Source organism: Pseudomonas sp. WS 5411 (genome assembly GCF_012985595.1).
In the GTDB taxonomy this organism is placed as follows: Bacteria; Pseudomonadota; Gammaproteobacteria; order Pseudomonadales; family Pseudomonadaceae; genus Aquipseudomonas; species Aquipseudomonas shahriarae.
Genome location: NZ_JAARMC010000008.1, coordinates 139,040 through 165,584, shown reverse-complemented (window position 1 = coordinate 165,584; position 26,545 = coordinate 139,040). Strand labels below are relative to the sequence as shown.

23 protein-coding genes are annotated in these 26,545 nt (G+C 60.9%); 13 read left to right on the top strand and 10 right to left on the bottom strand.

Features of this window, described 5'->3' with window-relative positions; all coding sequences use genetic code 11:
* Positions 1 to 11: 11 nt before the first annotated feature.
* Entirely contained in the window at positions 12 to 905 is an 894-nt protein-coding gene (locus tag HBR93_RS14345) for an EamA family transporter (protein ID WP_162947804.1), read from the bottom strand.
* A 196-nt stretch (positions 906 to 1,101) separates the two neighbouring features.
* Here HBR93_RS14345 and HBR93_RS14340 point away from each other — a divergent pair, with 196 nt between their 5' ends.
* The gene (locus HBR93_RS14340; RefSeq protein WP_269835577.1) at positions 1,102 to 2,490 is read left to right on the top strand and encodes a PLP-dependent aminotransferase family protein; all 1,389 of its coding nucleotides are present in this window, start codon (positions 1,102 to 1,104) and stop codon (positions 2,488 to 2,490) included.
* Between the two features lie 36 nt (positions 2,491 to 2,526).
* Here HBR93_RS14340 and HBR93_RS14335 read toward each other — a convergent pair whose 3' ends face one another.
* Positions 2,527 to 3,345: a pyruvate, water dikinase regulatory protein gene (locus HBR93_RS14335; RefSeq protein ID WP_032863389.1), complete on the bottom strand. Its 819-nt coding sequence runs from the start codon at positions 3,343 to 3,345 to the stop codon at positions 2,527 to 2,529.
* Between the two features lie 178 nt (positions 3,346 to 3,523).
* Here HBR93_RS14335 and ppsA point away from each other — a divergent pair, with 178 nt between their 5' ends.
* From ppsA to HBR93_RS14295, 8 genes are all read left to right on the top strand, one after another.
* Complete coding sequence (gene ppsA, locus HBR93_RS14330; protein WP_029298284.1) at positions 3,524 to 5,899, top strand: phosphoenolpyruvate synthase; 2,376 nt, start codon at positions 3,524 to 3,526, stop codon at positions 5,897 to 5,899.
* A gap of 99 nt (positions 5,900 to 5,998) precedes the next feature.
* Positions 5,999 to 6,988 (top strand): alpha/beta fold hydrolase, encoded by a 990-nt coding sequence (locus HBR93_RS14325; RefSeq protein ID WP_120733862.1) that lies wholly within the window; start codon positions 5,999 to 6,001, stop codon positions 6,986 to 6,988.
* A gap of 229 nt (positions 6,989 to 7,217) precedes the next feature.
* Complete coding sequence (gene rraA, locus HBR93_RS14320; protein WP_029298280.1) at positions 7,218 to 7,709, top strand: ribonuclease E activity regulator RraA; 492 nt, start codon at positions 7,218 to 7,220, stop codon at positions 7,707 to 7,709.
* A 23-nt stretch (positions 7,710 to 7,732) separates the two neighbouring features.
* Entirely contained in the window at positions 7,733 to 8,728 is a 996-nt protein-coding gene (locus HBR93_RS14315; RefSeq protein WP_169960534.1) for a zinc transporter ZntB, read from the top strand.
* 85 nt (positions 8,729 to 8,813) lie between these two features.
* Positions 8,814 to 9,059 carry a hypothetical protein gene (locus HBR93_RS14310; RefSeq protein WP_038442312.1) on the top strand — a complete coding sequence of 82 codons (246 nt, stop codon included), beginning with the start codon at positions 8,814 to 8,816 and terminating at the stop codon, positions 9,057 to 9,059.
* 2 nt (positions 9,060 to 9,061) lie between these two features.
* A complete protein-coding gene (locus tag HBR93_RS14305) occupies positions 9,062 to 9,886 on the top strand; it encodes a mechanosensitive ion channel domain-containing protein (RefSeq protein WP_057439525.1) in 825 nt (274 codons plus the stop codon).
* 86 nt (positions 9,887 to 9,972) lie between these two features.
* Positions 9,973 to 10,563, top strand: coding sequence for an RNA polymerase sigma factor SigX (gene sigX / locus HBR93_RS14300; protein WP_057439524.1), 591 nt, complete (start codon positions 9,973 to 9,975; stop codon positions 10,561 to 10,563).
* Between the two features lie 107 nt (positions 10,564 to 10,670).
* The gene (locus HBR93_RS14295; RefSeq protein WP_057444927.1) at positions 10,671 to 11,651 is read left to right on the top strand and encodes an OmpA family protein; all 981 of its coding nucleotides are present in this window, start codon (positions 10,671 to 10,673) and stop codon (positions 11,649 to 11,651) included.
* A 60-nt stretch (positions 11,652 to 11,711) separates the two neighbouring features.
* Here the strand turns inward: HBR93_RS14295 and cobA are convergent, their stop codons facing one another.
* The 8 genes from cobA to HBR93_RS14255 all read right to left on the bottom strand — a co-directional run bounded on the left by cobA (position 11,712) and on the right by HBR93_RS14255 (position 23,150).
* Positions 11,712 to 12,449 (bottom strand): uroporphyrinogen-III C-methyltransferase, encoded by a 738-nt coding sequence (cobA, locus tag HBR93_RS14290; RefSeq protein WP_057960343.1) that lies wholly within the window; start codon positions 12,447 to 12,449, stop codon positions 11,712 to 11,714.
* A gap of 11 nt (positions 12,450 to 12,460) precedes the next feature.
* Positions 12,461 to 15,169: a nitrate reductase gene (locus HBR93_RS14285; RefSeq protein ID WP_169960533.1), complete on the bottom strand. Its 2,709-nt coding sequence runs from the start codon at positions 15,167 to 15,169 to the stop codon at positions 12,461 to 12,463.
* Positions 15,169 to 15,486, bottom strand: a complete 318-nt coding sequence (gene nirD / locus HBR93_RS14280) for a nitrite reductase small subunit NirD (protein ID WP_057439522.1) — start codon at positions 15,484 to 15,486, stop codon at positions 15,169 to 15,171. Before nirD ends, HBR93_RS14285 begins: the two co-directional genes overlap by 1 nt.
* Positions 15,483 to 17,936, bottom strand: coding sequence for a nitrite reductase large subunit NirB (gene nirB / locus HBR93_RS14275; protein ID WP_169960532.1), 2,454 nt, complete (start codon positions 17,934 to 17,936; stop codon positions 15,483 to 15,485). Before nirB ends, nirD begins: the two co-directional genes overlap by 4 nt.
* Before the next feature lie 272 nt (positions 17,937 to 18,208).
* Positions 18,209 to 19,876: a bifunctional protein-serine/threonine kinase/phosphatase gene (locus HBR93_RS14270; protein WP_169960531.1), complete on the bottom strand. Its 1,668-nt coding sequence runs from the start codon at positions 19,874 to 19,876 to the stop codon at positions 18,209 to 18,211.
* Positions 19,876 to 21,087 (bottom strand): nitrate/nitrite transporter, encoded by a 1,212-nt coding sequence (locus HBR93_RS14265; RefSeq protein WP_057960340.1) that lies wholly within the window; start codon positions 21,085 to 21,087, stop codon positions 19,876 to 19,878. The genes HBR93_RS14270 and HBR93_RS14265 overlap by 1 nt, the downstream gene beginning before the upstream one ends.
* Positions 21,088 to 21,334: 247 nt before the next feature.
* Positions 21,335 to 21,910 carry an ANTAR domain-containing protein gene (locus tag HBR93_RS14260; RefSeq protein ID WP_057439520.1) on the bottom strand — a complete coding sequence of 192 codons (576 nt, stop codon included), beginning with the start codon at positions 21,908 to 21,910 and terminating at the stop codon, positions 21,335 to 21,337.
* A gap of 13 nt (positions 21,911 to 21,923) precedes the next feature.
* Positions 21,924 to 23,150: a CmpA/NrtA family ABC transporter substrate-binding protein gene (locus HBR93_RS14255; RefSeq protein ID WP_120733854.1), complete on the bottom strand. Its 1,227-nt coding sequence runs from the start codon at positions 23,148 to 23,150 to the stop codon at positions 21,924 to 21,926.
* Between the two features lie 246 nt (positions 23,151 to 23,396).
* Here HBR93_RS14255 and HBR93_RS27150 point away from each other — a divergent pair, with 246 nt between their 5' ends.
* The 4 genes from HBR93_RS27150 (at position 23,397) to HBR93_RS14235 (ending at position 26,484) form a co-directional block, all read left to right on the top strand.
* A complete protein-coding gene (locus tag HBR93_RS27150; RefSeq protein WP_346266850.1) occupies positions 23,397 to 24,266 on the top strand; it encodes a secretin N-terminal domain-containing protein in 870 nt (289 codons plus the stop codon).
* A 194-nt stretch (positions 24,267 to 24,460) separates the two neighbouring features.
* Positions 24,461 to 24,883, top strand: coding sequence for a winged helix-turn-helix domain-containing protein (locus HBR93_RS14245; RefSeq protein ID WP_169960529.1), 423 nt, complete (start codon positions 24,461 to 24,463; stop codon positions 24,881 to 24,883).
* Positions 24,880 to 25,344, top strand: coding sequence for a transglycosylase SLT domain-containing protein (locus HBR93_RS14240; protein WP_169960528.1), 465 nt, complete (start codon positions 24,880 to 24,882; stop codon positions 25,342 to 25,344). The genes HBR93_RS14245 and HBR93_RS14240 overlap by 4 nt, the downstream gene beginning before the upstream one ends.
* A 90-nt stretch (positions 25,345 to 25,434) precedes the next feature.
* Positions 25,435 to 26,484 carry a quinone-dependent dihydroorotate dehydrogenase gene (locus HBR93_RS14235; protein WP_169960527.1) on the top strand — a complete coding sequence of 350 codons (1,050 nt, stop codon included), beginning with the start codon at positions 25,435 to 25,437 and terminating at the stop codon, positions 26,482 to 26,484.
* The last annotated feature ends 61 nt before the right edge of the window (positions 26,485 to 26,545 follow it).

Below are 26,545 nucleotides of genomic sequence, written 5' to 3'. Positions count from 1 at the left end.
TGGGTAAAGGGTCAATTGGGTTTTGCCAGCAGCTTTTCGATCGGCAGCTTGGTGATTGCAAAGCCGGCCAGCAGGATCGCCGAATACAGCATCAGGTCCCGGGACAGTTCCAGGCCTTCGTACCAGGCACCGATGATCACGGCGAACACCGGGAAAATAATGAAGACGAACGACAGGATGATCGGGCTCAGGCGCTTGAGCAGCATGAAGTACACGATAAAACCGCCCACCGACGCTACCAGGCCCAGGTAGAACAGGGCGCTCCAGGACCGCAGGGTGATGGCCTCGAAGGTCGGCGATTCAAACCAGAGGCCGGCGACGAACAGCATCAGCCCGGCAATCCCGATGGGCAGGGTGTTGTAGGTGATCACGCTGATGGCGCTGCCTTTTTGCTTGGTAATGACATAGCACAAGGCATGCATGATCGCGGCGGTCAGAATCGCCAGTACGCCGAAGAACTCGGCATGGTCAAGGTGCAGTCCCTGGCTCTTGAGGATCATGTACAGGCTGCCGAAACCGATGCCGATCCCGATGACCTGGGAAAAGTAGATGCGCTCGCGCAGGAACAATGCCGAGAAGATCAGGATAAACACTGGCATACAGCTGAACAGCAGGGCGGTCAGGCCGGACGAGACGTGCATCTCGCCGTAGTTGAGCAGGTAATACGGAACGCTGAAGTAGCACAGGGTCACGAACACAAAGAACCAGCGGCTCTCCCGTGGAAACAGGATTGGTTCGCGCCGCACCAGGGCAAAGCACAGGAACAGCGGAAAGGCGATGAGGAAGCGCAAGCCCGCCGAGGTCAGTGGCGGCACGCTTTCCACCGCGATCTTGATCCCCAGCCAGGTGGTGCCCCAGCTCAGGCAGACAATCAGAAACATCACACTGGTGATCAGGCCAGCCAGCCATTGTTTGTGGTTTTTGGTTTTTTCGGCATTTTCGATGACGGCGGACATTGGCATTGTTTATTGCTTCCCTGAGCCGGAATTGAACTCTATATTGAACTTGTAATTAGAGGTTTCACCCGGTGAATGAACCCGTAAAAGCACACTATTAGGGCGAATGATGGCTGTCAAAACAAATATTGACATGGTGTCAATCATGCGAGAGGGACTGTCCAATGGGCAGGGTGTGAAGTACAAGCGCCTGTCAGATGTCATGGAGCGGGGCATCCTCGAAGGCTTGATCGAACCGGGGCGCAAACTGCCCCCTCATCGGGTGCTTTCCGACAATTTGGGGGTGACCATCGGGACCATCAGCCGTGCCTACGGTGAACTGGAACGCCTGGGCCTGGTGGTGGCACGGGTGGGCGACGGAACATTCGTGCGCAAGCGTGGCATGGAGCGCCAGCGTGACGAAGGCTTTCGCAACGTCAGCGAGGAGCCGCGCCAGTACTTCGACATGAGCCGCAATATGCATATCCCCGGGCAGGAGACCACGTTCCTGGCCCAGAGCTTTGAAACCCTGGCCACCAATGCCAAGTTCCTGCAGGACATCAGCGCCTACACCCCGGACGCCGGCTTGCCCCGCTACCGCGCGGCAGGTGCGCAATGGTTGGTGCAGCGCGACTTTCACCCGATTCCCGAGCAGGTCATCTGTGTCAATGGAGGCCAGCATGGGTTGCTGTGCGCCTTGATGGCGTTGGTGCGCGCGGGCGACACGGTGGTGACCGAGCAGTTGACCTACCCCGGCCTGATCACCGCCGCGCGGATGCTGGGCATTCGCCTGATCGGCCTGGAAATGGATGAGGAAGGCGTGTTGCCAGCAGCCCTGGAGGAAGTCTGTCGCAATCACCGGGTGGCCGCCCTGTACTGCACGCCGACCATCCAGAACCCGACGACGGCGGTGTTGTCGGTCGCCCGCCGTGAGGCACTGGTCAGGGTGTGTCGCGAGCACAACCTGCTGATCCTCGAAGACGAGGCCCACGGTGTGCTGGTGCAAGATCGCCCACCACCCCTGAGTCACTTTGCCCCGGAGCGCACGATTCTGATCAGCAGCCTGAGCAAGGCCGTGTCGGCCGGCTTGCGGGTGGGGTATGTGCATGCGCCACCGGCGCTGGTCAGCCGTATTTCTGCGGCCCTGCGTTCAACCTGCTGGATGGCCACGCCGGTGACCCTGGAGCTGGCCACGCAGTGGATTGAAAACGGCACGGCAGAGCATCTACTGCGTCAACAGGTCAGTGAAATCAGCCGCCGCAAGGCGTTGGTCGAAGACCTGCTGAGCGGCCTGGAGTACCGGACTCACCTCAACAGCCCGCACTTCTGGATTGAAGTCCCGGAGCCTTGGCGGGCGTCGGAAATCGAGGCTGAACTCAAGCAGAACAATTACCTGATCGCCACGGCAGAAGCGTTTGCCGTAGGGCAGACGGCGGTGCCGCAGTTTATTCGGGCGAGTATCTGCAATACGTCTGAGGATGATCAGTTGCTGAGGGCCGGATTTGATGCGCTGGCTACGGCGCTGGGGCAGGGGGGGGACCGGTTCCACCTGTAAATGTTGTGGCGAGCGGGCAAGCCCGCTCGCCACAGGTTATTTGAAGCGCCGCTCAACACCCTTTTCCACAAGGATCTTTGCCGAAATCTCTTCCACCGAAAAGTGCGTGGAGTTGATGTGCGCAATGTTTTCCCGGCGGAATAGATTTTCCACTTCCCGCACCTCGAACTCGCACTGGGCATAGCTCGAATAACGGCTGTTGGGCTTGCGTTCGTTACGGATCGCCGTCAGCCGGTCCGGGTCGATGGTCAGGCCAAACAGCTTGTGCTGATGGGTGCGCAGCACCGCCGGCAGTTGCAGGCGTTCCATATCGTCTTCGGTCAGCGGGTAGTTGGCCGCACGGATGCCGAATTGCATGGCCATGTACAGGCAGGTCGGGGTCTTGCCGCAGCGCGACACGCCGACCAGGATCAGGTCGGCCTTGTCGTAGTAGTGGGTGCGGGCGCCGTCGTCGTTGTCCAGGGCGAAGTTGACCGCCTCGATCCGCTCCATGTAGTTGGAGTTATGGCCAATGGAATGGGACTTGCCCACGGAGTATGAGGAATGTTCACTCAGCTCCTGTTCCAGGGGCGCGAGGAAGGTCGAGAAGATGTCGATCATGAAACCATTGGAGGTCGCGAGGATCTCACGGATGTCCTGATTGACGATGGTGTCGAAAATGATCGGGCGCATACCGTCTTTTTCGGCGGCCAGATTGATTTGTTGTACCATGGCCCGCGCTTTATCCACGTTATCGATATAAGGCCGGGTGAATTTGGCGAAGGTGATGCTTTCGAACTGCGCGAGCAGGCTTTGACCCAGGGTTTCGGCGGTAATGCCGGTGCCGTCGGAGATAAAGAAAGCAGATCGTTTCATTTGAGCCTTGGGCCTTAAGCTGATGACGAATCTTGGATATGATAGGCGCGGTTTTGCCGCCCCACAGTGGGCTGCATTCTCACTTATTTTCCAGGTCCAGGCCACAAACGCCGGTAAATGCTCCTACTGAGCCACCGGCGCCCTGAGCTTTTCCAACACAGTTAGTGGAGAGATCACCTTGGTAGAGTACGTAGTTTCCCTCGATAAGCTCGGCGTCCATGATGTAGAGCATGTGGGGGGCAAGAACGCATCCCTCGGCGAGATGATCAGTAATCTTGCGGGCGCTGGTGTTTCGGTGCCCGGTGGTTTCGCCACCACCGCCCAGGCATACCGCGATTTCCTCGAACTGAGCGGCCTCAACGACCAGATCCACGCTGCCCTGGACGCGCTCGACGTCGATGACGTCAACGCCCTGGCCAAGACCGGCGCACAGATCCGTCAGTGGATCATGGAAGCCGAGTTCCCCGAGAAGCTCAACGCAGAAATTCGCACCGCCTTCGCCACCCTGTCGGCCGGCAACCCGGACATGGCTGTCGCCGTGCGCTCCTCGGCCACCGCCGAAGACTTGCCCGACGCCTCCTTCGCCGGCCAGCAGGAAACCTTCCTGAATATCCGTGGCGTGGAAAACGTCATCCGTGCAGCCAAGGAAGTATTTGCCTCGCTGTTCAACGATCGCGCTATTTCCTACCGTGTGCACCAGGGTTTCGACCACAAACTGGTGGCCCTGTCTGCCGGCGTGCAGCGCATGGTGCGTTCGGAAACCGGGACGGCCGGCGTGATGTTCACCCTGGACACCGAATCGGGCTTCCGTGACGTGGTATTTATTACCGGCGCCTACGGCCTGGGCGAAACCGTCGTACAAGGCGCGGTCAACCCGGACGAGTTCTACGTGCACAAGCACACCCTTGAAGCCGGCCGCCCGGCGATCCTGCGCCGCAACCTGGGCAGCAAGGCTATCAAGATGATCTACGGCGACGAGGCCAAGGCCGGTCGCTCGGTGAAAACCGTTGATGTCGACAAGGCCGAGCGCGCGCGTTTCTGCCTCAGCGATGCCGAAGTCAGCGAATTGGCCAAGCAGGCGATGATCATCGAGAAGCACTACAAGTGCCCGATGGACATCGAATGGGCCAAGGATGGCGACGACGGCAAGCTGTACATCGTCCAGGCCCGCCCGGAAACCGTGAAAAGCCGTACTTCGGCCAATGTCATGGAACGCTACCTGTTGAAAGAAACCGGCACTGTGCTGGTGGAAGGCCGTGCCATCGGCCAGCGCATCGGCGCGGGCAAGGTGCGGATCATCAAGGACGTGTCCGAGATGGACAAGGTCCAGCCAGGTGACGTGCTGGTCTCCGACATGACCGACCCGGACTGGGAGCCGGTGATGAAGCGCGCCAGCGCCATCGTCACCAACCGTGGCGGGCGTACCTGCCACGCGGCGATCATCGCCCGTGAACTGGGGATCCCAGCGGTTGTCGGTTGTGGCAACGCCACCCAATTGCTCAAGGACGGCCAGGGCGTTACCGTTTCCTGCGCCGAAGGCGATACCGGCTTCATCTTTGAAGGTGAGCTGGGCTTCGATATCAAGCAAAACTCCATCGACGCCATGCCCGACCTGCCGTTCAAGATCATGATGAACGTCGGCAACCCCGACCGCGCCTTTGATTTTGCGCAGTTGCCGAACGCCGGTGTGGGCCTGGCCCGCCTGGAATTCATCATCAACCGCATGATCGGCGTGCACCCCAAGGCCCTGTTGAACTACGACGGCCTGCCGGTGGAAATCAAGGACAGCGTCGACAAGCGCATTGCCGGCTACAACGATCCGGTAGGTTTCTACGTCGAGAAGCTGGTGGAAGGCATCAGCACCCTGGCGGCGGCGTTCTGGCCGAAGAAAGTCATCGTGCGCCTGTCGGACTTCAAGTCCAACGAATACGCGAACCTGATCGGCGGCAAGCTTTACGAGCCGGAAGAAGAGAACCCGATGCTGGGCTTCCGTGGCGCCTCGCGTTATATCAGCGAAGCATTCCGCGATTGCTTCGAGCTTGAGTGCCGCGCCCTCAAGCGTGTGCGCAACGAGATGGGCCTGACCAACGTCGAGATCATGGTGCCCTTTGTGCGCACCCTGGGCGAAGCGAGCCAGGTCGTTGACCTGCTGGCCGAGAACGGTCTGACCCGTGGTGAAAACGGCCTGCGCGTGATCATGATGTGCGAGCTGCCATCCAACGCCATCCTCGCCGAAGAGTTCCTGGAGTTCTTCGACGGTTTCTCCATCGGCTCCAACGACCTGACCCAGTTGACCCTGGGCCTGGATCGCGACTCCGGGATCATCGCGCACCTGTTTGACGAGCGTAACCCTGCGGTCAAGAAGCTGCTGGCCAACGCCATCCAGGCCTGTAACAAGGCCGGCAAGTACATCGGGATCTGCGGCCAAGGCCCTTCCGATCACCCGGACCTGGCCAAATGGCTGATGGAACAGGGCATCGAAAGCGTCTCGCTGAACCCCGATTCCGTGCTGGAAACCTGGTTCTTCCTGGCTGAAGGTCAAGCCTCGGCGTAATTGCCATTTGCCGGCTAGCCAGTGTGGCAGGCCGGCATTTCTCATTCTGTACAGGGCGGAACTCCTACCGGACGCCGCCCTTTTTTGTGCAAGAACATTATGCAAAGCAGCAGCAACCTGTTTCCCGTCGCCTTGATCAGCGCTGAGCGTCGTGGCGACCTGAGTGAAGATGTCTATCGCCTCAAGCCTGGCAACAGCCCGGACGGCACCGTAGAACTGGCGGTGACACGCCTGGGCCTGGCCGATGTCGCGCAAAGCCGTGGCATACCGGTGGTGTTGGTGCATGGCAGCTTTTCCAATCGGCGGTTCTGGTATTCGCCCAAAGGTATTGGCCTGGGGGCGTACCTGGCGCGCCAGGGCTTTGATGTGTGGATCCCGGAGATGCGCGGCCACGGGCTTTCCCGACGCAACCACGACTACGCCAAGAATCGCGTCGCCGACTATGCTCGTTACGACTTGCCAGCCATCGCCGCTTTTGTGCGTGAGCAAAGCGCGCAGATTCCGCACTGGATCGGCCACTCGCTGGGTGGTACGACCTTGGCGGCAGCCTTGGGTGGCCAGTATCTGGGCGCGCCGGCTGTCGCGTCGGTGGCGCTGTTTGGCTGCCAGGTCAGTCGTACTTACTGGCCGTTGAAAATTCCGCCGGTGGAGTGGGGCGGGCGCTTGATTCTGAAGCGTTTTGCCCAACTCTCCGGTTCGCGGCTCAAGCGCGGGCCGGAAGATGAGCCCATCGGCCTGGCCTTGGAAAGCATGCGCTGGCACGGTTTGTTCGGGCGTTTTGGCGATGCTGAGCGCGACTGGTGGAAAGGCCTGGCTGAGGTCGATGTGCCGCTGCTGGCCGTGAGTGCCGCAGGCGATCATCAAGACCCGGACTGGGCCTGCCGCAAGCTGTTTGATCAGGTCGGCAGCGAGCACCGCCAATACCTGTGCCTGGGGCGCAAGCAGGGGTTCAGCGGTGATTTCGGGCATGTCGAAATGCTGGTCAGCAAAGCCGCCCAGGCCGAAGTATGGCCATTGGTGCAGCGTTGGTTGAATGATCCACTGACACCTTTGGTCGGCTCGCAGGCGCCTGTGCTCGGGAGCATCTGAGAAAAGGCTCTGCCAAGGGCGTTTCACTCGCGGTGGCTTGCGGCTAAGATATGACGCTTCGGGATGTTTTGGTCATATTCAGTCGCGCAGTGGCTATTGCGTTACGGTCTGGTGGGTCTGATCATGGTCGCCCGCGCAGTGGCAGGGCTTAAAGAATGCCCCTTGCGATGCGTTTTCCTGATGTAGCTGTGGATGTTCGACACCTTCTTTCACCGACAGGAGCTTCTCGATGAACCATTACGTTACCCCCGACCTGTGTGACGCCTACCCGGACCTGGTGCAGGTGCTGGAGCCGATGTTCGCCAACTTTGGTGGCCGGGACTCCTTCGGCGGCCAGATCGTGACCGTCAAGTGTTTTGAAGACAACTCACGGGTCAAGGAACAGGCTGAGCTGGACGGCACCGGCAAAGTGCTGGTGGTCGACGGTGGTGGTTCGCTGCGCTGCGCCTTGCTCGGCGACATGATTGCTGATCGAGCGGCGAAAAATGGCTGGGAAGGCTTGGTGATCTACGGTTGTGTGCGTGACGTTGACGTGTTGGCGCAGACCGACCTGGGCGTGCAGGCCCTGGCCAGCCACCCGAAAAAGAGTCATCGCCAGGGTGTGGGCGACCTGGGCGGGGCCGTGACTTTTGCTGGCGTGACATTCCGTCCGGGCGAATACGTCTACGCCGACAATAACGGCGTGATTGTTTCGCCCAGCCCGCTGAAAATGCCGGAATAACCGCAGTAGTCGATGGGGTGAGGATGTTCGAGGAAGAAAACGCGCAGTGGGGGCTGGTGCATGCCCTGGTGCTGGACGGTAAAGGTGGTGCGCGTTCGATTGCCCGGACCGAGCTTGACGACCTGCAACTGCAGCCCCAGGAAAGCCTGTGGCTGCATTGGGACCGCAGTCATCCCCAGACCCAGACCTGGTTGCGCAAATCCAGTGGCCTGAGCGAATTCGCCTGTGACCTGCTGCTGGAGGAGAACACCCGCCCGCGGCTGTTGCCGTTGCCGGACGACGAATTGCTGCTGTTTCTGCGCGGGATCAACCTCAATCCGGGGGCTGAACCGGAAGACATGGTGTCGGTGCGTATCTTCGCCGCGGCTGAACGGGTCATCTCCCTGCGTCTACGACCCTTGCGCGCCACCGACGAGTTGCTGGTGCAGTTGGCGGATGGAAAAGGCCCCAAGAGCGCTTCCGAGCTGATCTTGTACATGGCGCAGTACCTGACTCATAAAGTGCAGGATCTGGTCAGCGACCTGTCTGAAATCGTCGATATTGAAGAAGAAAAACTGGATGCCGACGAACGGTATACACCGGAACATGGCAACGTCCTGCAGATCCGTCGGCGTGCTGCTGCGCTCAAGCGTTTTCTGGCTCCGCAGCGGGATATTTTTGCGCAACTGACACGCATAAAATTGCCCTGGTTTGTCGATGACGATGCCGACTATTGGAATGAATTGAATAACAGCCTGACCCGTTACCTGGAAGAGCTGGAACTGAGCCGGGAGCGCGTGGGGCTGGTGCTGGAGGCCGAGGATCGGCGTTTGAGCGTGCGTATGAACCGCACCATGTACCGCTTCGGGATCATCACCGGGATCTTTTTGCCGATGAGTTTCCTGACCGGTTTGCTGGGGATCAACGTCGGGGGGATTCCGTTCTCCGAGAGTCCCTATGGATTCGTGGTGGCCTGCCTGTTGATGGTGTCAGTGGCCCTTGGACAGTGGTGGTTGTTTCGACGTTTACGCTGGGTTTGACCTGAACGTGACCTGAACGCTGGGAGAGGTCATGTGACCCGACGAATTTTGCCCTCGTCTTTTAATTCACTTGCGAGAGGTCCCTATGCACGATCCGTTTGAACAGTCTTTGCGTGACATGCTTAACGCTTCGCCGTCCAACCGTGACGACGATGCTTGCCTGGGCCGCGTACTGAAAACCGCCAATCGCCAGGTAGGCGCGGGCGACCTGTTTGGTCTGCTCGGCCGCTGGGTGCCGGCACTGATGATGGCGCTGAACAATGGTTCGGCCCATGTATCACCTGTTTCTCGTCGTAAACCTATTGCTCGCACTGCTGATAAGGCTGATTGAATATGGAACTTGATCTCTGGACACAGAGTCTGGTCACTGCAATGACTGCGTTGTGGACCAAGGTGGCGAATTTCATTCCCAACCTGTTTGGTGCGCTGGTGCTGGTATTGCTGGGTTTTGTCGTGGCCAAGCTGCTCGACACCCTGCTCTCCAAATTACTCGCCAAGCTGGGCCTCGATCGCCTGATGGCCGGCACCGGGTTGACCAAGCTGCTGGGGCGCGCCGGGCTGCAAGTGCCGATCTCGACGCTGATCGGCAAGATCGTCTATTGGTTTGTTTTGCTGATTTTTCTGGTTTCTGCGGCGCAATCACTTGGACTTGAGCGAGTTTCAGCTACGCTCGACATGCTTGCGCTGTATTTGCCGAAAGTATTCGGCGGCGCGCTGGTGTTGCTGGTGGGTGTGTTGCTGGCGCAACTGGCCAATGGGCTGGTGCGCGGCGCTGCCGAGGGTGTAGGCCTGGACTATGCCGGCGGCCTGGGGCGAATTGCCCAGGGCCTGGTGATCATCATCAGTATTTCGGTGGCGATCAGCCAGCTGGAGGTCAAGACTGACCTGCTTAACCATGTGATTGTGATCGTTTTGATTACCGTTGGTCTGGCCGTTGCGCTGGCCATGGGGTTGGGAAGCCGGGGAATTGCCGGGCAGATTCTTGCGGGAATTTATGTGCGTGAGTTGTATCAGGTGGGGCAACACGTGCGTGTTGGCGAGGTCGAAGGGCAGATTGAAGAGATCGGTACGGTGAAAACCACGGTGCTGACCGATGATGGCGAACTAGTGTCGCTGTCCAATCGGGTTCTGCTGGAACAGCAGGTCAATAGCCGCTAACCCGGTAACCCTGCTAATGTACGCCGCCGCAAACCTGGGTATCCAGGCTGTGGCGGACATTGACCTGACTGTCGGCACGACTTGTTTTGAATAAAGCCCAAACGCTGTCCACGCGCTATGACCCCCGTGAGCTCTCTGATGAGGAGTTGGTCGCGCGCGCACACACGGAGCTGTTTCACGTAACACGCGCGTACGAAGAATTGATGCGCAGGTATCAACGCACTCTGTTCAACGTTTGTTCAAGGTATTTAGGGAACGATCGTGATGCGGATGATGTCTGTCAGGAAGTGATGCTCAAGGTGTTGTATGGCCTGAAGAACTTCGAGGGTAAATCGAAGTTCAAAACCTGGCTCTACAGCATCACGTACAACGAGTGCATCACGCAGTATCGTAAGGAACGGCGGAAGCGTCGCTTGATGGACGCGTTGAGCCTTGACCCCCTTGAGGAGGCGTCTGAAGAAAAGACGCCGGCACCCGAGGAGAAGGGCGGGCTTGATCGCTGGTTGGTGCATGTGAACCCAATTGACCGGGAAATTCTGGTGCTACGATTTGTCGCAGAACTGGAATTTCAGGAAATTGCTGACATTATGCATATGGGTTTGAGTGCTACAAAAATGCGTTACAAACGTGCTCTTGATAAATTACGTGAGAAATTTGCGGACAGTACTGAAACTTAGTTCGGTGCAAATATCTCTTACGTGTAGGCAAGTTCTGTTAGACTTGTCGCCGAGTTGTCCCCCGGTATGTGGGACTGCTTTACAATCACCAGATGGGGATTTAACGGATGAAACTGAAAAACACCTTGGGCTTGGCCATTGGTTCTCTTATTGCCGCTACTTCTTTCGGCGTTCTGGCACAAGGCCAAGGCGCAGTTGAAGGCGAGCTGTTCTACAAGAAGCAGTACAACGATAGCGTCAAGCACATCGAAGACGGCTTCAATCCTGGCGCTCGCATCGGTTACTTCCTGACCGACGACCTGTCCTTGAACTTGTCCTACGACAAGACCAACCACACCCGTTCGACTGACGGTACTGGCAACCAGAAGATCAAAGGTGATACCGGCAGCCTCGTTGCTCAGTACCACTTCGGTCAAGCTGGCGTCGACTCCCTGCGTCCATACGTAGAAGGTGGTTTCGGTCACCAGAGCCGTGGCAACGTACGTGCTGACGGCCACACCGGTCGCGATCAGACTACTTTCGCTACCGTTGGTACCGGCGTTAAGTACTACTTCACCAACAACCTGTACGCTCGTGCCGGTGTTGAAGCTGACTACGGTCTGGACAACGGCAAGTGGGACTACTCCGCACTGGTCGGCCTGGGCGTAAACTTCGGCGGTAACGCTGGCGCAGCTGCTCCAGCTCCTACCCCAGCACCAGCTCCAGAGCCAGTTCCAGAGCCAGAAGCTCCGGTTGCTCAGGTTGTTCGTGTTGAGCTGGACGTGAAGTTCGACTTCGACAAGGCCGTTGTTAAGCCTAACAGCTACGGCGACGTGAAAAACCTGGCCGACTTCATGGCTCAGTACCCAGCTACCAACGTAGAAGTTGCTGGTCACACTGACTCCGTCGGTCCAGACGCCTACAACCAGAAGCTGTCCCAGCGTCGTGCTGACGCTGTTAAGCAAGTCCTGGTTAAAGATGGCGTAGCTCCTAGCCGTATCACTTCGGTTGGTTACGGCGAATCCCGCCCAGTTGCTGACAACGCAACTGAAGCTGGTCGCGCTGTTAACCGTCGTGTAGAAGCGTCGGTTGAAGCTCAAGCTCAGTAATTACTGGGTGCTAGAAAAAAGCCCGGCTTAGGCCGGGCTTTTTTTCGCCTGCCATTTGCCTCAGGCGCTTGCCAGCAAGGCGGCTTCCACGGCTGTGGCTGCTACCGCGCCGATCACCAGGATGGCTGGGCTCTTCAAGGCAAACCCCTGGGCATCCTCCTGCATGCGCGCCAGGGAACTGCGGCATTCGCGCTGCTGGGGCATCGAGGCGTTCTCGATCATGGCCACCGGCATATCTGCGGCCATGCCTCCTTCCAGTAACTGCTGGGCAATCTCTGCAAGCTTCGCCACACCCATGTAGACCACCAGTGTCGTGCCACCCTCGGCCAGTGCCCGCCAATTAAGGCTGCTGTCGTCCTGGGTATGGGCAGTGACAAGCGTCACGCCACGACTGATTCCCCGCAGTGTCAGCGGTATGTCGCAGTTTGTTGCACCCGCCAGCCCGGCCGTGATGCCATTGACCAACTCCACGCTGACCCCTCGCTCCTTCAGCCAACTGGCCTCTTCGCCGCCGCGTCCGAAAATGCACGGATCGCCGCCCTTCAGGCGCACCACGCATTTACCCTGGCGCGCATAACGCAGCATCAAGCGATGAATGAAATCCTGGGGTGTGGAACGGCACCCCCCGCGCTTGCCGACGGTAATCACCCGCGTACCGGGGCAATGCTCAAGTACCGCCGGGTTGACCAGATCATCAATCAGCACCACATCGGCCTCGTGCAGGGCCCGTACTGCCTTGAGGGTCAACAACTCCGGATCACCCGGGCCTGCGCCCACCAGCCAGACTTTTGCATTCATAGGTATTGCCCTCACACACTGATAGCGATTGGCTGCGAGGTGCTTGCCAATAGCCGTTTGATTTCGGGGACGCAGGAGCCACATTGCGTGCCGCAGCCCAATGCTTGTTTCAGCCCGTCCAGGTTCAGGCCGCGGCCGATGCCGGCGCATATCGCGCTTTCACTGACGTTTTTGCAGTTGCAGAGAATTCTGTTGCTGGTCGTTCCACCACCGGGCGGCGCGCTTAGCGGTGCCAGCAGCCAGCGGCGTAACTGTTCGTCGGCGCGGCCTTCCAGCCACAGGCTTTGCAGCCAGTGGCGGGCGAGGGTTTCGCCGGCCAGGCGGATCGCGGTAATCCGGCCTTTCTCGATCTTTACCCGTTTACCGATGGAGCGGCGCGGGTCGTCATAGGCCATGACCGGGCCGTCATTGAGGCCCAGCAATCGGTCGATGCTGTTGAGCAGTTGCAGATCCGGTGCTTCGGTATGGGCAGCCCGCACCAGCAGGGCCGGCCGCTCACGCCCGGTCAGGCTCAGGCTGACATAGGCAAAACGCTCACAAAGGGGGCGCAAGGCTTCGAAGTGTTGCTGCACATCGCCCTCGATCAGCGCGAACAAGTGCCAGGGCAATTGCACGGCTTCCAGGCGTACGCCGCTGTGTTTGAGTTCCGGCTGTTTCGACAGTGGGTCGAACGCCGGCTGGGTCAGCGTATTGACGCCACCCTTAAGGAAGCGATCGCCCCAATGCATCGGCAGGAACGCCTGGCCGGGTCGCACGCTGTCATCACTGGTCACCGCCACAATCACGTTGCCGCGACGGCTTTTGAGGTTGACCAGGTCGCCTTCCTTGAAACGGTGCCGGCGCAATTCGTCCGGGTGCAGGCTGAGCGATGCTTCGCTGACATGGCCAAAGAGTTGCGCCGCCGTGCCAGTACGGCTCATGCCATGCCATTGGTCACGCAGGCGGCCGGTGATCAGGGTCAGTGGAAAACGCGCGTCCCGCTGCTCTTTGGCGGCGCGATAAGGATCAGCGACAAACTGCGCACGACCACTGGCGGTCGGGAAGACGCCATCGGTGTACAGCCGTGGCGTGCCGGCCTGGGCCTTTGCGGGAAACGGCCATTGCTGCGGGCCGATGCGGTCGAGCAGGGCGTGGCTGAGTCCCGACAGGTCCAGGTCCTGACCACGGGTCAGCTGTTTGTATTCATCAAACACCTGCGCGGGCGTTTCAAAGGCAAACAGACCGGTTTTTTGAGGACGCAAGCGGCGCTCCAGGCGCTGTGCGAAATCCACGGTAATCGCCCAGTCTGGTCGCGCTTCACCCGGTGGGGCGATGGCCTGGCGCACGTGGGAAACGCGCCGTTCGGAGTTGGTCACGGTGCCTTCTTTCTCGCCCCAACTGGCGGCGGGCAACAACAGGTCGGCAAAGGCGGCGGTTTCTGTGGTGCGGAAGGCCTCCTGCAACACCACGAACGGGCACGCGGCCAGAGCCTGGCGCACGTTGTTCTGGTCTGGCAACGATTGCGCGGGGTTGGTGCAAGCGATCCACAACGCTTTGATCTTGCCGGCCTGTACCTGCTCGAACAGTTCAATGGCGGTCAAGCCGGTGCTGCAGGGCAGTTGTTCAACCCCCCAGTAGGCGGCCACTTCGGCGCGATGCTCAGCGTTGCCGGCGTCGCGATGGCCTGGCAGCAGGTTCGACAGGCTGCCGGTCTCCCGGCCGCCCATGGCGTTAGGCTGGCCGGTCAGGGAAAAGGGCCCGCAACCCGGGCGGCCAATGGTGCCGGTGGCCAGGTGCAGGTTGATCAGCGCACTGTTTTTTGCGCTGCCGGCGGTGGACTGGTTCAACCCCATGCACCACAGCGACAGGAAGCTGGGCGAGGTGCCCACCCACTGTGCGCACTGGCGCAGTTGTTCGACACTGATCCCACACAATTGCGTGACCATCTGTGGCGTGTAGTCGTGGACCAGCCGCTTCAACTCGACCAGACCCTCGGTATGGGCCTGGATAAAGTCGCGGTCGATCCAGTCTTCCCACAGCAACAGATGCAAAATCCCATGGAACAACGCCACATCAGTACCGGGCAGGATTGCCAGGTGCATATCCGCCAAGTCGCAGGTGTCGGTGCGCCGGGGGTCGATGACCAGCACTTTCATCTCGGGTCGGCGTGCCTTGGCCTCTTCCAGCCGGCGAAACAGTACGGGGTGGGCGTAGGCCATGTTACTGCCGACGATCATCACGCAATCGCTGGCCTCCAGGTCCTCATAGCTGCACGGCGGCGCATCGGCGCCCAGGCTGCGCTTGTAGCCGACCACTGCCGAAGACATGCACAGCCGGGAATTGCTGTCGATATTGTTGGTGCCCACCAGGGCCCGCGCGAGTTTGTTGAAACTGTAGTAGTCCTCGGTCAACAGTTGCCCGGAGATATAGAACGCCACGCTGTCGGGGCCATGCTCGGCGATGGTGTCGGCGAATACATTGGCCGCGTGTTCCAGGGCCGTGTCCCAGTCGGTGCGGCCGCGGGCCAGCTCTTTGCCCAGGCGCAGCTGCGGGTACAACACCCGCGCCGTCAGATCGCCGGTCAGGTGCAGGCTGGAACCCTTGCTGCACAACTTGCCGAAGTTGGCCGGGTGTGCCGGATCGCCGCTGACTCCGAAGATCTGCGTGCCATCGTGCTCGATCAGCACGCCGCAGCCGACCCCGCAGTAGCAGCAGGTCGATGCCGTGACCTGGCGGTACATCAACCGGCGTCCCGCAGGGCCAGCATCACCCGGCCGTTTTCCACCCGGGCGTGGTGATGGTGGGCGCAGCCGATATCCGGGGCCTGGGCTTCGCCGGACGCCAGGTCGATCTGCCAGTTGTGCAGCGGGCAGGCCACGCGTTTGCCATAGATCAGCCCCTGGGACAGCGGCCCGCCCTTGTGCGGGCAGCGGTCATCGAGGGCGAACACTTCATCGTCACTGGTGCGAAAAATCGCGATTTCCCCTTTCGGGCCACTGACAATGCGCGAGCCCAGAGAGTTGATTTCTTCGAGGGCGCAGATATCCAGCCAGTTCATAGCACTACCTCCAGCTGTTTGACGGCGATGGTGTCGAATTCCTTCTTCAGCAGCGGCTGCTCCAGGCGCTCTTTCCACGGGTCTTGTTCAAACGACAGGGAGAATTGCAGGCGCTCATTGAGGGCCTGGCGCCGCGCCGGGTCTTCCAGCACGGCCTTCTTGATGTGGTCCATGCCCACCCGTTGCAGGTAGTGCACGGTGCGCTCCAGGTAGAAGGCTTCTTCGCGGTACAGCTGTAGGAAAGCGCCGTTGTACTCACGTACTTCTTCGGCGGTCTTGAGCTTGACGAAAAACTCCGCGACCTCAGTCTTGATCCCGCCATTGCCACCGATATACATCTCCCAGCCCGAGTCGACGCCGATAATGCCCACATCCTTGATTCCGGCTTCCGAGCAATTGCGCGGGCACCCGGACACCGCCAGCTTGACCTTGTGGGGCGACCACATATTGAACAGGTCATGTTCCAGCTCAATGCCCAGTTGCGTGGAGTTCTGCGTGCCAAACCGGCAGAACTCGCTGCCAACACAGGTCTTCACGGTGCGGATGGATTTGCCGTAGGCATGCCCGGACGGCATATCGAGGTCTTTCCACACCCCGGGCAGGTCCTGTTTCCTGATGCCCAGCAAGTCGATGCGCTGGCCGCCGGTGACCTTGACCATCGGCACGTTGTACTTGTCGGCCACATCGGCAATCCGGCGCAGCTCGGAAGGATTGGTCACACCGCCCCACATCCGTGGGACTACCGAGTAGGTGCCGTCTTTCTGAATATTGGCGTGGGCCCGTTCGTTGATCAGGCGCGATTGCGGGTCGTCCTTGGCTTCGCCCGGCCAGGTGGAAATCAGGTAGTAGTTGAGTGCCGGGCGGCAGGTGGCGCAACCGTTGGGCGTACGCCAGTTCAGGTAGCTCATGGTGTCGGCGATGGTCAGCAAGTGCTGGTCGCGAATGGCCTGGCGGATTTGCCCGTGATTGAGGTCGCTGCAGCCGCAGATGGCTTTTTCGCTTTTGGGTTTGACGTCGGCGGCGCCGCCCACGGTGTTGATCAGGATCTGCTCCACCAGCCCGGCACAGGAGCCGCAGGAGCTGGCGGCCTTGGTGTGTTTTTTCACCTCGTCGACACTGAACAGGCCCTGTTCCTGGATCGCCTTGACGATGGTGCCCTTGCACACCCCGTTGCAGCCGCAGACTTCGGCGTTGTCGGCCATGCTCATGGCTTTGTCCTGGCCTTGGTGGCCTACATCGCCCAGGGCGTTTTCGCCGAACATCAGGTGATCGCGGATCTCACCGATGCCATGGTTCTCACGGATCTGCCGGAAATACCAACCGCCGTCGGCAGTATCGCCGTACAGGCAGGCGCCGACCAGTATGTCGTCCTTGATCACCAGCTTCTTATAGACGCCACCGATAGGGTCGGAAAGGGTGATGGTCTCGGTGCCTTCGCCGCCCATGAAGTCGCCAGCAGAAAACAGGTCGATGCCGGTGACTTTCAGCTTGGTCGAGGTCACCGAGCCTTTGTAAGTGGCGAAGCCCAACTGCGCCAGGTGGTTGGCACACACCTTGGCCTGCTCGAACAGCGGCGCCACCAGGCCGTAGGCAATCCCCCGATGGCTGGCGCACTCGCCGATCGCATAGATGCGCGGGTCGTAGGTTTGCATCGTGTCGTTGACCAGAATCCCACGGTTGCACGGGATGCCGGACTGTTCCGCCAGCTCGGTGTTGGGGCGGATACCGGCAGCCATCACCACCAGGTCAGCCGGAATCACCTCGCCATTTTTGAACTGCACCGAGCCCACGCGACCATTGCCGGCGTCATGCAGGGCCTGGGTCTGCTCGCACAGGCGAAACACCAGGCCCCGGCTTTCCAGTTCGGTTTGCAGCAACTGGCCGCTGGTCTTGTCCAACTGGCGTTCCAGCAGCCATTCGCCGATATGCACCACGGTCACGTGCATGCCGCGCAACATCAGGCCATTGGCCGCTTCCAGGCCCAGCAAACCGCCACCGATGACCACCGCGTGCTTGTGGGTGCGGGCGGTGTCGATCATGGCCTGGGTGTCGGCGATATCGCGGTAGCCTATTACACCCTGCAAGGTATTGCCGGGGATCGGCAGGATAAACGGGGTCGAGCCGGTGGCGATCAGCAGGCGATCGTATTCGGCTTCCGTGCCGTCTTCGGCGATGACTTTGCGCTTGACCCGGTCGATCTGCACCACCTTGCGGTTGAGCAGCAGCTTGATGTTGTTTTGCAGGTACCAGTCCAGGTCGTTGAGCACGATCTCTTCGAACGTCTGCTCACCGGCCAGCACCGGTGACAGCAGGATGCGGTTGTAGTTGGTATGGGGCTCGGCACCAAAGACCGTGATGTCATACAGTTCGGTGCTCAGCTTCAGCAGTTCTTCAAGGGTGCGAACCCCGGCCATGCCGTTGCCGATCATCACCAGTTTGAGTTTCTTCATGTCGTTCTCCGCAGTGGCTCGACAAATCACGCGCAAACAAAAAAGGCGTCCCGCTAGTTGCCTAGCGAGGACGCCTTTGTCCTGGTCCCGTTCTCTCGGGAAAGCCCCACCTTCGTCGTTGAAGGGTGGGCTGTATGTGGGGGTGTTGCAGAAGCTAATGCAGTGGTTGTGCCAAGTCGCGCAACGCCGGGTTTACTGGGGTTTTAGTGGATGCTCCAAGGCCTTTACGCACCATTTGAAGGCGGAACGCCCACAACTGGCGCACCTGCCTCCTATAGGGATAACAGATACAGCAACAGCAGATTGATCAGCAACGACACCAACGCCAGGGTTTGCCAGACCTTCAGCGGCTCGCGCTCCAGCAGTGGCCGCGGGCGCAGGCTCAGTTCGCGGCGGTCGGCCTGTTCCAGCACCAGCAACCATTCCTCGGCGGTTTCGTAACGTTGGGCCGCTTGTGCCGCCACCGAGCGCTCCAGGCTCTGTTGCAACCAGTCGGGCAGGTCGGGTCGATAACGGCTGGCACTGACAGGCGTGTTGAAGCGCGGCCGCTGGAACGCTTCGATTTCACCGTAGGGATAATGCCCGGTCAGCAGGTAATACAGGCTCACGCCGACGCTGTACAAATCCTGCTGCGGTGTCGGACGTTCGCCGCTGAAGGCTTCGGGGGCGATAAAGCTGGGGGTGCCCGGCAACAGGTGAGCGCGGTCTTCGGATAAGCCGGGGCAATAGGCCAGGCCAAAATCCAGCACCCGCAGTTCGCCGTCTTCCCCCAACAGCAGGTTTTCCGGCTTGATGTCACGGTGCAGGATTTGCCGGCGATGCAGCATGCCCACCGCCCGCAGCAAGCGCTCGGCGATGGACTGCCATTGCGCCAGCGGCAAGGGGCCTTGCTGCTGGAACAGTTCGGCCAGGGTCTGCCCGCTGTATTCACGCATCACATAGTACAAATGCTGACGCCCGCCGCCCGGATGGACTTCAGGAAATGCCCGTCCCGCCACCCGGCGCAAAAACCATTCTTCCGCGAGCAGGGCCTGGGCCGCATCGTTGTCATCGTCGCGACCCGGGGCCAGGGTTTTCAGCAGCCAGGCTTGCTGCTGGGTATCACGTACCCGATACAGCAACGACTGCCGACTGTGCGCCAGCACGCACTCCACCTGCCAGCCTTCAAAGGCTTGCCCGGCCTTCAACGGCGGCGGCAGCGGCCACTGCTGCAACTGCACCAGCGCATCACCCAGGGTCGCGGCGCCAAGCTGGTCGATGCGCACCAGCAGGGCGCTGGCATTGTCCTGGCTACCCGCCAGGTGCGCCGCATTGACCAGGGTGTTCACGGCCAGATCCAGATCGGCCTGTTCGCGCAGGATCGCGCGGATGCTGTGATCGGCCAGGGTCGCCCATACCCCATCGCTGAGCAGCAGGAAGCACTCGCCCTGGCGCAGTTCACCGTCGAGAAAATCCACCACCAGATGCTGGTCCAGGCCCAGGGCGCGCTTGAGCACATGTTGCATGCCCGGTTGCTCCCAGACATGTTCTTCAGTGATGCGCTGCAACTCGCCCGCGAACCAGCGATACACCCGGCAGTCACCGACATGGGCCAAGGTAAAACGCTGGCCGCGAAACACCAGGGCGCTGAGGGTGGTCAGCAACGGCTGGCCGCCGCCATTGGCCTGCAGCCAGCGATTTTGCGCGAGCAACAGGCGGTCCAGGGCCTGGGCCACGCCCCAGGTTTGCGGCGTGGCGTAGTAGTCCAGGGCCAGGGCCTGCAAGGTCGAGCGCGCGGCCAGGCCGCCGTCGGCGCATTGGCTGACACCATCGGCGATGGCACACAGATAGCCCTTGCTCGCGGCCAGCTCCGGGGCCGGGGTGACCAGGCGCAGGGCGTCCTGGTTTTCCGCGCGCGGCCCAATGGCGCTGGCCTGGGCCACGCTCAGTTGCAGGCTCATCAGACCCGCGCTGCGGTGACGGCAGCCGAACCCCAGGTGGTCCTCCAACGCCGCTTCACGCCATACAGGCCGAACCACGCCAGCACGCCCAGGCTGGCGAACAGCCACAACGCCAACTGATAGCTGCCGGTGCTTTGCTTGATTGCGCCCATACCCGCCGCCAGGGCGAAACCGCCGATACCGCCGGCCATACCGATCAACCCGGTCATCACGCCGATCTCCCGGCGAAAGCGCTGGGGCACCAACTGGAAGACCGCACCGTTACCGGCCCCCAGGCCAAGCATGGTGCATACGAATAGGGCCAGTGCAGCGTAGGAGCTCGGTAGGTTGAAGCCCACTGCCGCGATGCACACCACCGCCACGCCGTACATACCCAGCAGGGTGCGGATCCCACCGAACCGGTCGGCCAGGGCACCGCCCAGGGGCCGCATCAGGCTGCCGCCGAACACACAGGCGGCGGTGTAGTAGCCGGCAGTGACCGGGCTCAAGCCATATTGGTCGTTGAAGTAGCCGGGCAGGGCGCTGGCCAGGCCGATAAAGCCACCGAAGGTCACGCTGTAGAAGAACATGAACCACCAACTGTCGCGGTCGCCCAGGGCCTTGAAGTAGTCGGCCATGGATTTGGCTTTCGGTCGCTCAGGGGCATTGCGCGCCAGCCAGGCGAATACGATCAAGGTCAGGACCAGCGGGATCAGGGCAAAGCCAAACACGTTGCTCCAACCAAAGGCGGCGGCGATCAGCGGCGCCAGCAATGCGGCGAACACCGTGCCGGAATTGCCCGCCCCGGCGATGCCCATGGCCTTGCCCTGGTGTTCGGCGGGGTACCACTGGGAGGCCAACGGCAGGGCCACGGCAAACGAGGCCCCGGCCATGCCGAGAAACAGCCCCAGCAGCAGCGCCTGTTCATAACTGTGGATCCCCAGTTTCCAGGCACAGAACAGCGCCACAATCACGATCACCTGGCCGATCAGGCCGGCGGTCTTGGGCGACAACTTGTCTGCCAGCATGCCCATCAAGAAGCGCAGGATCGCGCCCGCCAGGATCGGTGTGGCAACCATCAGTCCACGTTGCTGGGTGGTCAGTTGCAGGTCGGCGGCGATCTGCACCGCCAGCGGGCCCAATAGATACCAGACCATGAAACTCAGGTCGAAATACAGGAACGCGGCAAACAAGGTCGGGGTGTGCCCGGATTTCCAGAAGCTTGATTTCATCACGCACCTCAGATTGGGGATCTTGTAGAAGGCCTGGTGATGGAACGGCCAGCGAAGGCCGCCCCACCCAAACGAAAAAACGCCGCCACCGGGTTCGCCTGGGCAAACCGGATGTGCGACGTCTTTGTCGTGGAGGGGCAACCGCCGTTGGTTACCTGGGATGTTTGGTTTGCAAGTCTTGCGCCAATCGGGACACTGCCATCGCGGGCAAGCCCGTTTCCACAGTGGGCGAGGGTAGTTGTGTGTCTCAGCCTAACAATTCACTCATGGCAATAATCTGCTCGGCCACCTGGATCAACTTCTGCTGGCGGCTCATGGCTTGGCGGCGCATCAAGGTGTAGGCCTGTTCTTCATTGCAGTCCTTCATTTTCATCAGCAAACCCTTGGCCAGCTCGATGCGCTTGCGTTCCGCCAGTTGCTGGTCGCGGGCCTGCAGCTGCGCACGCAGGGCCTGATCGCTCTCGAAGCGTGCCATGGCCACATCGAGGATCGGCTGCAGGCGCTGGGCCTGGATGCCCTCGACGATGTAGGCACTGACCCCGGACTTGATCGCCTGGCGCATCACGTTGGGGTCATGTTCGTCGGTAAACATCACGATGGGGCGGGGCTGGTCACGGCTGACCAGCACCACTTGCTCCATCACATCGCGGCCGGGTGACTCGGTATCGATCAGAATCACATCCGGGCGCACTGTTTCGACGCGCGCCGGCAGGTCGATGGTCAGGCCGGACTCGTCGATCACCTCAAAACCGGCCTCGGTCAGTGCACTTTTAAGGCGCCCGACTTTACGCGGGGTGTCATTGATCAGCAGGATTCGCAACATGGCTGGCCTCCCATCAGCGCAAGGCGTGGCGGACGACATCGTCGGCCAGGGCATGCAGGCGGAAGCTACGGGCGTAGGCGGCCGGGTCCGAGCCATCCCAGACCTTGCCGTCGATCAATTGGCTGCTGCGCATGTCTGCGCCCCAGGCTGCCACACCCACTGCCGTTGCGGCCTGGCGATAAAGGTCCAGTTGCTGCACCTGCCGGGCAACGGCGAGGTAGTCAGGGTCGTCACGCAGCAGGCCCCAGCGGCGGAACTGGGTCATGAACCACATGCCGTCAGACAGGTACGGCAGGTTGACCTCGCCACCGCCATGGAAGCGCAACGCGTGCACGTCTTGCCAGTGGTTGCCCAGGCCATCGTCATAAGCCCCGAGCAGGCGCGGTTCGATGCAGTCGAGTGGGGCGTCCAGATATTCCCTGGCGCTGAGCAGTTGCGCGGTGGAGCGGCGGTTCTCCAGGCTGTCGTCGATAAAACGGCTGGCCTCCAGGATCGCCATTACCAGCACGCGGGCGGTGTTGGGGTATTGCTCGACAAACGCCTGGGTGCAGCCCAGGACTTTTTCCGGGTGATCCGGCCAGATCGCCTGGCTGGTGGCCAGGGTAAAGCCCTGGTTCTGCTGCACCGCGCTGGCGCACCAGGGTTCGCCCACACACAGGCCGTCAATCCGCCCGGCCTGCAAGTGCGCGACCATCTGCGGCGGCGGCACCACCACACTCTCGACATCGCGCAGCGGATGAATGCCTTGGCTGGCCAGCCAGTAATACAACCACATGGCGTGGGTGCCGGTGGGAAACGTCTGGGCGAAGGTGAGTTTTGTCCGGCTTTGGTGCACCTTGCGCGCCAGTGCCTCAGGACTGGTCACGCCCTGGTGCTGCAGGCCCTGGGACAAGTTGATGCCCTGGCCGTTCTGGTTCAGGCCCATCAGCACCGCCATGTCGGTTGGCGCCACGCCGCCGATGCCCAGGTGCACCGCATAGATCAGGCCATACAGGCTGTGGGCGGCGTCCAGTTCGCCGCTGACCAGCTTGTCGCGCAGGCCGGCCCAGGATGACTGGCGCTTGAGGTTCAGCGTCAGCCCGTACGGCTGGGCAAACCCTTGGGTCGCCGCGACCACCAGCGAGGCGCAATCGCTCAAGGCCATGAAGCCCAGGTCGAGGCTGCTCTTTTCCGGGGCATCGCTGCCGTTGACCCAGGCCAGGGGGTTATTGGCCTGGCTGTTGCCCACCTGATCACTCATCAACACCTACCTTCTGTGTGAAAAAAGGCGTCGCTCCGTAGGGCGGCTTGCAAGCCTCCTGCAGGTAACGACGCCTTTGTCCTTGAGCCCGTTCCGTCGTTGGTGCGGGCCGCGATACACAAGACAAAGCAAGGCACATGCCACGGCGCAGGGCGAGCCGTGGTTGATCAGGTTTTCATCAAGATTGCATTGCGCGGGCCTTTCACTATGGCGCTCCTTCGGGCAACACCCTTCAGGAAACCCCGCGTGCTTCTTGATCAATCTATCGCAGCGACCTGCGCTGCCTTTTTGCAGCGCTGGCTGCTGGGCGGGCTGTTGATGCTCACTGCCCTGCCAGCCGTGGGCGCGACCTACCTGGCGTTGGATGAAAGCCTTTCGGGCTTCTTCACCCGGCTTGCGGTGCCCTTGGGGCAGCCCATCGTGGTCAGCAAGCGGGCGGCGGGCAAGCGCATCACCGGGCAATTTGATTTTGCCGACGCGCAAGCGGTCCTCGAGACGGTGGCGTTGCAGCACGAATTGATCTGGTACAGCGACGGCCAGATGCTACATCTCTACGACGCCAGCGAGGCCAAGAGTTCCGGGGTGATTCTGCGGCACATGAGCGTCGACAGATTGCGTGTGGTCATGCGGCGCGCCGGGCTCGACGAGGCGCGCTACCCGCTGCGCAAGGCCGGTGCGCGATTGTTTTATGTGTCCGGGCCCGCCAATTATGTCGATCACGTATTGCGCCTGGCCCAACTGATGGACCGCCAACGCCCGGCACGGCGCCAGGCGTTGCCGGAAGTCGGTGTCGTGCAGGTGCTGAATCATGACGTGGCAGACCACCAGTACGACATGGGGCCGCAAAAAATCACCGTGCCCGGCATGGCAACGCTGGTCGAGCGTCGGCTTGCCGAGCTTGGGCGCAAGGCCGGCACTGGCGCAGCGGTAATCGCCTACCCACAGGTCAACAGCCTGTTGATCAAGGGAAGCGCGCAGCAGTTGCGGTTTATCAAAGAACTGGTGGCTGAATTGGATATACCCACGCCTCCCGTGATGGGCTCTGTTTCGACCCCCCTGAGCTCTGATCAATACGAGCGCGTCCGGCGTGCATTTGCTCGCATCGCCGAGCAATGAAAGCAGGCATTACCCATGGCGAACGGGGGCTGTTGACCTCGAAAGTTCCTACGAAACACTCCCGGAAAACTTCGAAGCACAGGGTTTTTTCCTAACGTGCAATTGGCTGCGGGTTTCTATAGTCGCGATATCTCCAGGCGGTGCGATATCAATATTCAAGGCGCCGCGTATGTCAGACAGGAACAGAGGTTTGCATGGTTGCTGCAGTTGAGGGCTTGGTCAGGGGCTCCCTCGCCTTTGGTCATTGGAAGTTGCAGGGTGATGGCCGGCTGACCGCCGAAGGTCGCGACATTCAGTTACCCCCCAAGGAATGTCATGTGTTGCGCTTGTTGCTGGCCACGCCCGGCGTATTGGTGACCAAGGACTACCTGCTGGAGCAGGTCTGGCCCCATATCGACATCGCCGAAGAGTCCCTGACCCGTTGTATCTACTCATTGCGCAAGCAATTGGAGGGCGACAGGCGGTTGATCGCGACAGTGTATGGCCGCGGTTATCGCTTCAATGGCCGGGTAAGGGTGCTCGAGCGGCATGGCCAGGCAGCGCAAGGTGCGGGTGCTCCACGGCGTGCTTGCCCGGCCTGTGGCTGGTACGCCGAAGCGGCTGTCGAGCAGGCATGAAACGAGCCTGCAGGCTGGGGCTGCTGTTACTTATCCTGGGCAAGGCGAGTGAGGCCGGGGCTTATTGCTGGGCCGAGGCCGCCCGCCAATACGATATCGAGCCGGAGTTACTGCAAGCCATTGCCGCCGTGGAGTCGGGCTATCGCGCCGAGGCCATGAACTACAGCAATAACAATGGCAGCCGTGACATCGGCCTGATGCAGATCAACAGCATTCATCTGCCGCGCCTGCTCAAGCAGGGGATTACCGAGCAGCGTCTGTTGGATGAGCCGTGCCTGTCGGTGGAGGTGGGGGCGTCGATTCTGGCCGACTTCATCAAGCAGTTTGGTTACAACTGGACCGCCGTGGGCGCCTACAACGTCGGGACTGGGGCAGGGGGCGAGCGTGATGCGCTGCGCCTGCGTTATGCGCAGAAGATCTGGGCGCGCTACGAAGAGTTAATGCAGCATCGAAACGGATGATCGACCGGCGGTGTGCCATGCCTCGCACGTACCCGCCACCCCGGCTATAATCGCCGCCACCTTTCGCCGCCATCCGAGTCAAGCCCGCCCATGTATACCCTGGCCCGCCAGCTGTTGTTCAAACTCTCCCCGGAAACTTCCCACGATCTGTCCCTGGACCTGATCGGCGCGGGTGGCCGCCTGGGGCTCAATGGCCTGGTGTGCAAGGCGCCGGCAAAGATGCCGGTCTCGGTGATGGGGCTCGATTTCCCCAACCCGGTGGGCCTGGCAGCGGGCCTGGACAAGAACGGCGCTGCCATCGACGGCTTTGCGCAGTTGGGCTTCGGTTTTGTCGAGATCGGCACCGTCACGCCGCGCCCGCAGCCGGGCAATCCCAAGCCGCGCATTTTCCGCCTGCCGGAGGCCGAGGCGATCATCAATCGCATGGGTTTCAACAACCTGGGCGTCGATCACCTGCTAGCGCGGGTCCAGGCCGCCAAGTACAAGGGCATCCTCGGGATCAATATCGGCAAGAACTTCGACACCCCGGTGGAACGTGCGGTAGATGACTACCTGCTCTGCCTGGACAAGGTCTACGCCCACGCCAGCTATGTGACCGTCAACGTCAGCTCGCCCAACACCCCGGGCCTGCGCAGCCTGCAGTTTGGCGACTCGCTCAAGCAACTGCTCGAAGCCCTGCGCCAGCGCCAGGAAGACCTGGCGGTACGCTATGGCAAGCGCGTGCCCTTGGCGATCAAGATCGCCCCGGACATGAACGACGAAGAAACCGTGCTGGTGGCCCAGGCCCTGGTGGATGCGGGGATGGATGCGGTGATTGCCACCAACACCACCCTCAGTCGTGCGGGCGTTGAAGGCCTGGCTTTCGGTGACGAGGCGGGTGGGCTTTCCGGCGCGCCGGTGCGTGACCAGAGCACCCATATCGTCAAGGTGCTGGCGGCCGAGTTGGCCGGGCGTTTGCCGATCATCGCCGTGGGCGGTATCACCGAAGGCAAGCACGCCGCCGAGAAAATCGCCGCGGGTGCCAGCCTGGTGCAGTTGTATTCCGGGTTTATCTACAAGGGCCCAGCGTTGATTCGCCAATCGGTGGACGCCATTGCGGCGAGCGGGCTTGCCCCGCGTGGGACTGCAAAGCAGCCCTGAAGCTGCTGCTGCGCAGGGGTTTCAAGCCCATAAAAAAGGGCTCCTCGAAGGAGCCCCTGGG